Raw genomic sequence first — 7,745 nt, forward strand, 5'->3', positions numbered from 1 at the left:
TGATGACATCTCATGTACTGGGCGATGACGGGCAGTGGCATCAGTTTATGACCGTAAACTCTCGACGGAAGCAGTAGTAGAAGGTACCAAGCGCATCCTAGTGCGCTTGAGTGCAAACAACATTCTTATCTCTGCTTGCAGGTTGCGGTAAGTTCTAGATTGTAGAAAGTCCCTGGTTTGGGATTAACTGAACGCAACTCCAGGATAAAAGCATTAAATCTTGTATTGCTGATGCCGAAGCCAGCTTCAGCACAAGCAGATAAACCTCCTTGTTACAAATCAAAGTCAAGGCTGAATGTTTCGCTTGAAGAATCTTCTTCTTTCTCTTGTACCAATGGAGTTGAAGTCATTGAAGTAAGTTTGTTCGGCTCAGTAGTAATCGGCGTGAAAGCTACTTGTTGTGTGGCTAATCCAGCCTTGATGAAAACAAAATAGCAATCAATAATAAAGTAAAGCGTCTCCAGGTAACTTTTGCCTAGTTGTTGGGACTCTGCAAATATGCGTTTTTGATAGTTTTCCTTAAGCCGAATTTTTATCGGAGCTAAGTCTTGTTTATCTGTCATTGTGATCAGTTAAGAGATGTAGTAGGCGAATTCTTGCTGCTGATGGCTTTTGCCATTTGTAGAAGCCCAAAGACATTAGCTTCCACCGGGTTGTCCAGTATTTTGAACCCGTTCTTCTCTAAAAGCTTCTTAAATCCGGGTAACAGGCAGCCTCCACCAATCGCCCAGATTTCATCCCCCTGGTGTTTGGCATCAAGTGTCTGATTCACCACTTTCTTCAAGTATTTTTCATACCAATCTTTTAAGCAAGCGCTGTAAACATCTTTGATATCAATGTCCCGGCTGTACCGAGTATGCCCCATTTCCAGACAAAATCGGATTTTGGATGCATCCCCAATTTTTCCGCCATTTAAATGCTTCATCTTTTGGGAAATATCATTTATGAGAACTTCTACGCCAGTGGGGTAGGCGGTGTGAACTTCTCGTTTCCCTTGGTTGTAACGAGAATACAGAGTTGTGCCATTGCCAAAATCTAAAATGGTTAATTTTTTTGGTAGTTGATGCCCAAACAATGCACCCATCCCTTCTAGTACGACTTTCAGGACTTCGATCTTCACCTCTGATTGTTTGCCAGCAAGTATTGGCTGATATTCGCCATTTAGTACTTTTTGCAATTCTTCAGCCAGAGCAACATCATGTAAGCTAACGACTAATTTTAAATGCCAAGCCTTACGGTGTGGTAAATGTGCCAATGCACCGAATAATGTCAGCAATGCATTATTGACTTTGTTTTCATTGTTATCAGTGTTTCGGTCAAAATAATTTCCTGTACGGAAGGCTGATTCTCCAACTGTGTAAGCACTACCGTTAAAAACGACCCTCCCTGGTACGTCTTCCATCTCGGCATTGGTTATATAGCTGGGGACACGAACAACTTCAAAGCCATCGACTAAAAGTTTTAGGCTTCCATAGCCGTTATCAAAGCCAGCAGGAAAAATTTTTTGCAAGGTGTGAATGTTAGACATAAAGAGAAAGGTAATAGACTTTGATTTGTGAAAGTTATCTGTGATTTGTGAAGTGGGGAGCAGAGAAGAGATGAATAAAATAACTACTCTTTTTTTCTTCAGCGTCAAGAAATTATCATAACCTCTTGGGGGCTAAGTGGGGTGAAATCTCACAAAGTCAAATGTACCCCATATAGCCCCTATAAAGCCCCCTTGTGGGAGTCAAATTTTGCTCAAGCCTCTAAACTGCTTTGGGGTACATATAGCCCCCATATAGCCCCCATAAAATTTTGTGAAATCTTTTCTATCAACACAGCAAAAATTTATTTAGATGCTTGGCTGTTTGATTTATACTTTAATGCCTCTGTAATATCTTTAGGGTGATAAGCGTGGTCTAGCAGGATCGTGATTTTGGGGATAGCGACGGGTTTCGACTGAAGATAAGCGATGTTGAGAGTTAATATCTCAATAAAACCTGATCATCCCAAACATTCGCAGGGGTGCAGTGCGTAAAGAAGGAAGGAAGGTTGGAGTAGCTAAAAAATATTGCTGGAATAACCTATAACTGCTGGATTTGACTCAATAAGGGGTAACTGATCTATAAATGGGAGTGGAAAAGTTTAATCTTTGTAATTGGCTAGTCCAAAGCTATGTCCCTTTTTTTCTGATATTCTCCCACAGTTACACCTCAAAGAGGTTATTGGTGGGCTACTGGTAGGTGCTAAAACAGTAATAATTAACGAACCTTAGAGCAGAATAAATTAACCTTAGCCATATACAGTTCGATTATGAAACTAATGTTAGTTTCATAACCGAACTGTATATTATGTCTTAAGTTGCCACTATCAAAGATTTGAGGAGCCTTGTTATGTAAAACAACTTTTTTCTGAAATCCCGGTTTTTTCAATTAACTCAGTTGTTGATAATAACTAAAACAAGAAAGATGTGAGTTTTAAAAGACATTGTAATGAAAAAGAAAAAAGTTAAAAAGCAGATCCGACTAACAATTGCTAGTAATGCAGGTGGGTCAGGTAAAACCACGGTAGCAACCCATTTAGCATATGCTGTAGGTGCCAAAGGTTATAAAGTTACCCTAATAGAACTGGACCAAAACGGTTCACTATGTATTTTTGCAAGGCTTGCACCAGCATCAATGGAACAGTCTCTAGCTGCTGTCTTCAAAAAAACATTTACAGGTGACTACCCACTTGTTCCACTTTGGACAGAACATCTTTCCACGGTGACGGCTATTCAGGGAGGAAAATTTCTCGAAGAAAGCATTGCAGAAATATATAACTATAATCGCCGTCATTACACACTGAAAGATAGATTAGAAGATTTTCCCTTAAATAGCGATTTGATTATCTTTGATACTCCTGCTTCCTTAGAGCCTATGGGTTTGATTGCACTAGCAGCTTCTACACATGTGCTTGTTCCTATCAAACCAGAATATAAAGATACAGGAGCTTTCGCAGGTTTTTTAGATTGGTTTTATAGTAAAGTAGACGATTTGAGATTGAAGCCTCAACCTGAAATATTAGGGTTTGTACCTACACGAGTAGATTTATATGGCGTTGGGGCACATCGAGATATTTTAGGTTTAGACAAAAAAGGCAACCTCAGAACTGATATTGAGCCTGAGAGAACTCTTCCCTTTCTAATTAAACAGATGGGAATCCGATGCTTTCCCTACATTCGAGAATCTAATTACTACCTGAAAGCTAGTGGTTCTGGATTACCCTTAAATTTATATCGACCTGGTTATGATGCTAGTGAAGACTTTAAACCTATTGTGACTAGCTTAATCAAATTGATGACAGAGGAACTGTGATGTCAAGTAAAAAACCTGTAGAAATTAGTCAACTGTTTGGCCAAGCAGGTCAGTCTCAGCAAATTCACCAACTTAAAAGTCAGATAGAGAAACTCGAAGTAGAAATTATACAGCTGCGAGCAAATGTATTTAGTTCAGAAGAAAAAACTACATTAGAGCAACAAATTGAGCAACTCACTAATCAACTGGCTACTCAAGGAGGGATACATGAAATTGCTGTAAGTCTTATAGATCCCGATCCGGCTCAACCAAGACAAACATTTCCTCAATTAATAATCCAAGAACGAGCAGAAAGTCTGCGTCGGCAAGGTCAGCAAAATCCAATAGTGCTTATTCCACAACTTGATGGACGCTACAAAATATTTGATGGAGAACTCAGATGGAGGTCAGCTCCATCTGCTGGAATGACAAAACTGAAAGCTGTCTTTCTACCTAAAGAAGATACTTCAGATGAAGTCGTAGTTTTTGAGGGTCAATTAGTAAGTAGTATTCACTCCCAAAAACTTCATGACCTTGACTTAGCAACTGCTCTTATTCGATTAATTATTTATAAATATCCCGATCTGAGCGGACGAGAAGACGAGATTCCAAAGTTTTTGAATGCTTTTATTAACCGACTAGTCCGCAGCAAGAAGCTTCAATATCTCGCACTGATTAAAGATTCTGATCTAATAACACAACAAGAATGGCTAGAAACATCTGATTTCAAGGAACATGAGGAACATGAGATTGTCTCAGTATTGTTAGGACTACAACTGAATCCAGTGTCGATTAATAACAATATCTTTCCTCTTCTTAAAGTGACGGAAGACCTCAAAAATGTCATTCGCTCTGAAGGGCTAGAAACCAGCAAAGTTAGAGAACTTAATAAATTATCCTCTGAACAGATGAAAATTGATGAATCTGAAGCTTTGATGATTCGTACTCAGGTAACTAATCGAGTCATTGAAGAAAAACTATCATTGAGCCAAACTAAAACACTAGTTAAACAAACCTTAGAGCAGTATAGTACTTCTAATTCTAAAGCCAAGCAGAACAAACAGATGGACAAAACTATTAAGGATATCCAATCAATAAATTTAAAAATATTGGAACAGACACGACTTATTAAACTACGCCAAGTCCTTCAAGAAAAGCTCGATGAAATTAAAACCCTGATGTAGCAAGCAGTTATTGTAATATAGTTATCCTGGACAAAGTGAGTTACCAACTCAAGGTGTTATCTACTTTGTTCTAAACGTTTTTGTTCATCTCGTTGATAATAGGTATAACCAGGATCGCTTTACTGCTGCGAAAGCTACCGCCCTCCTCAAGCACCCAAAAAATCACTAGTCCCACTTAAGAGGAAACCTAGAACACCGATTCGGTATTCAAAGTTATGATGAAAAACTCAAGTTTCTTTTAAGTGCAAGAAGGAAATTGTCGTTGAAATGACCTAAAAATCTGATTTTCCAGCCTCGCCTTTTATTACTGAATCGGTGTTTTAGAGCTATGACATATAGGAGTGATAAAGGGAAATTAGGGTGCATTTTACAGTACTTATGTACTATAAGACTCCACTCCGAGTATTATAATGATGTGCGGCATCTGATCATAAGCAATGTCCACTCCCCCTAATCTTTCCCCTCAACAAGTAAGCGCCTTTCCTCAACACGAAACAATCACCGGAGTCGTAGAACGCCTAACTTTTTACTCTGCTGAATCGGGTTACACTGTGGCAAGGCTGACCCGTCCCCGTAGCACCGAACTGACAACAATTGTCGGCAGCTTTGCTAATATTCAGCCAGGTCAAACTCTACAGCTAACTGGTTTCTGGCGTGACCATCCACAATTTGGACCCCAGTTCCAAGTAGTCAACTACAAAGAAACCAAACCAGCCACTCTCACCGGAATTGAGAAATATTTGGGCAGTGGACTGATCAAAGGTGTTGGCCCAGTCACAGCAAGACGGATTGTTGCCCACTTCGGACTAGAAACCCTGGACATCATCGAAAATCAGATTGAACGACTGATTGAAGTTCAGGGCATCGCTAAAAAGCGGATTACTTTAATCAAAAACGCCTGGGAAACTCAAAAAGCTATCAAAGAAGTAATGGTATTTCTCCAGGGGCATGGTGTTTCTACTACTTATGCTGTGAAGATTTACAAGCAATATAAGGATGAAGCAATTGCTACTGTTACCAAAAACCCCTATCAGTTAGCAGCCGACATTTACGGCATTGGCTTTCTGACTGCTGATAAAATTGCACGGAATATCGGAATTGCCCCTGACTCAGAATTTCGTTACCGTGCGGGGATTATCCATTGCCTAAGTGAAGCTGCCGAAGATGGTCACTGTTACTTACCACAAAGTGAACTGATTGAGTCGGTAATCAAACTGCTGACAACCGAATCTCATCAGCCCACAGAAGAAGAGGTTGCGATCATTATTAAAGATATGGCTCTGGCAGACGAGCTGATTAGAGAGCGGGATGAAGAAAAAAGGCTACTTTGCTATAAGCCGACTTACTTTCATACGGAACAGAATTTAGCTCAACTGATACGTCAACGCTTGGAAAATACTGTTGGTACTGACATTGAGCGTGTGCGTGATTGGATTGAGCGCTTTACAGCCAGCCGGAAAATTCAGCTTTCAGAACAGCAACGCCGAGCTGTAGAAACAGCAGCCTACTCCAAAATCATGATCCTCACTGGTGGCCCTGGCGTTGGAAAAACCTTCACAACTCACACCATTGTCAGCCTGTGGAAAGCAATGGGTAAATCTATTGCTCTAGCTGCACCCACTGGACGGGCTGCTCAACGCTTAGGTGAAATGACGGAACAATTCGCAATTCGCAATTCGCAATTCGCAATTATAAATCAGCAAAAGCTTGGACTCATTACTGATTTAAGACCATGCTCATCTTTGATGAGATGCGCTTGTTAGCTCTGTAACCCAACGATTCAGTTTACAATTTTATCCGTAATTGCGAACTGCGAATTGCGAATTGCGAATTGGTTTAATCCTTTACCCCACACGGCAATTATCGCTGACGAAGCTTCGATGCTTGATTTATTTTTGGCTTACTCCTTGGTTAAAGCAGTATTGGCTGGCGCTCTACTGTTGTTGGTGGGTGACATTGACCAGTTACCATCTGTGGGGCCAGGTCAAATACTCGCTGACTTGATCAATTCTGGGCGAGTTCCCGTGGTGCGGTTGACCCAGGTATTTCGTCAAGCTCAACAGAGCGCAATCATCTCTGCTGCTCACCAAATTAATCGAGGAATTTATCCCACAATTGAGCCGATATCTGACAATCCTGTGTCCGACTGTATTTGGCATGGCGGCGGATATCAACCCGAACATGGGGTACAAGCAATTTGTGAATTAATCACAGACTTAATTCCTCGGTTAGGTTTTAATCCCGCCACTGATGTCCAAGTGCTTTGTCCGATGACACGGGGAGTAATCGGCACTCGTAACCTGAACACAGTATTGCAGCAGTTGATCAACCCACCCAGCCCCAGCAAGGTGGAGATTAATAGAGGTGGGAATTTGTTACGCGAGGGCGATGTCTGCGACAAGCCGCTAAGAGCGTCTACGCATCATCCAGCTAACCAACGACTACAACCGCGAAGTTTTCAACGGCGACTTGGGAATAATCCTCACTATTGATACTATCGAGCAGGAAGTCACAGTACTGTATGGTGAGCGGACTGTGGTTTACGATTACGCTGACCTGAATGAAATTGCCCTTGCCTGGAGCATTTCGATTCATAAAAGCCAGGGGTCAGAATATACGGTGGTGATTTTGCCAATCTATATGCAGCACTATATGATGTTGACCCGGAACCTGTTTTACACCGGGCTGACCCGTGCCAAGAAGTTAGCGATCGTGGTTGGAGCAAAAAAAGCGATATCTCTGGCGGTGCGCTCTACTGATGACCAACGGCGGTACACAAGGTTACAGCAGAGGTTACTTCAGGCAGGACTGTATTGCTGATATGTTTTGGTTCTTCAAAATAGAAAACTTTATTGAGCTATTTGATTTGGGTGCGGCTCTTTTGAAAAGACGCTTTTTGTCTGTCCATAAAGCTTAAAGTTATTGTGGAGCAGTAATTACAGGCTTTAAACAGTCTCAAAAGACCTCCGTTCAAATTTCAAAAATAGAAACATAGCTTTTTTGTAGCATCATATTACACGCTAAAAGCCTGTTTTTAGGTTTGATTTGTCTGCGACCGCTTAATTTTACGTATTTAGCCTAGAGAATAGAAAATTAGATATAGAGCAGATTAGAACTATGTAAGACGAATGTAGTTTATCGTCTTCCTAAAAGAGCCGCACCCATTTGATTTATACTTTTAAATCCCCTGGTTTAAAAAAGTCGAAAAGTTTGTATGTCCAGCCTGAGTTCCGACATGGTTCGC

4 protein-coding genes and 2 pseudogenes are annotated in these 7,745 nt (G+C 40.9%); 4 read left to right on the forward strand and 2 right to left on the reverse strand.

Translation table 11 applies throughout. From position 1 onward, the window contains the following. Positions 1-272 precede the first annotated feature (272 nt). Positions 273-563 carry a hypothetical protein gene (locus G1O98_RS35245; protein WP_163938598.1) on the reverse strand — a complete coding sequence of 97 codons (291 nt, stop codon included), beginning with the start codon at positions 561-563 and terminating at the stop codon, positions 273-275. Between the two features lie 5 nt (positions 564-568). Beyond that, positions 569-1,528, reverse strand: a complete 960-nt coding sequence (locus G1O98_RS35250) for a ParM/StbA family protein (RefSeq protein ID WP_163938601.1) — start codon at positions 1,526-1,528, stop codon at positions 569-571. 946 nt (positions 1,529-2,474) lie between these two features. Here G1O98_RS35250 and G1O98_RS35255 point away from each other — a divergent pair. From G1O98_RS35255 to G1O98_RS35270, 4 genes and pseudogenes are all read left to right on the forward strand, one after another. After that, positions 2,475-3,338, forward strand: a complete 864-nt coding sequence (locus tag G1O98_RS35255; RefSeq protein WP_114083250.1) for a ParA family protein — start codon at positions 2,475-2,477, stop codon at positions 3,336-3,338. Then, positions 3,338-4,501 (forward strand): ParB/RepB/Spo0J family partition protein, encoded by a 1,164-nt coding sequence (locus tag G1O98_RS35260; protein ID WP_163938604.1) that lies wholly within the window; start codon positions 3,338-3,340, stop codon positions 4,499-4,501. The genes G1O98_RS35255 and G1O98_RS35260 overlap by 1 nt, the downstream gene beginning before the upstream one ends. A gap of 437 nt (positions 4,502-4,938) precedes the next feature. Then, positions 4,939-6,156 (forward strand): annotated as a pseudogene (locus tag G1O98_RS35265) (helix-hairpin-helix domain-containing protein); the annotation flags it as partial. Positions 6,157-6,339: 183 nt separating this feature from the next. Continuing rightward, positions 6,340-7,321: pseudogene (locus G1O98_RS35270) on the forward strand (ATP-binding domain-containing protein); the annotation flags it as partial. Positions 7,322-7,745 lie beyond the last annotated feature (424 nt).

It is taken from the genome of Nostoc sp. UIC 10630 (assembly GCF_010747425.1).
Taxonomy (GTDB): Bacteria; Cyanobacteriota; Cyanobacteriia; order Cyanobacteriales; family Nostocaceae; genus Nostoc.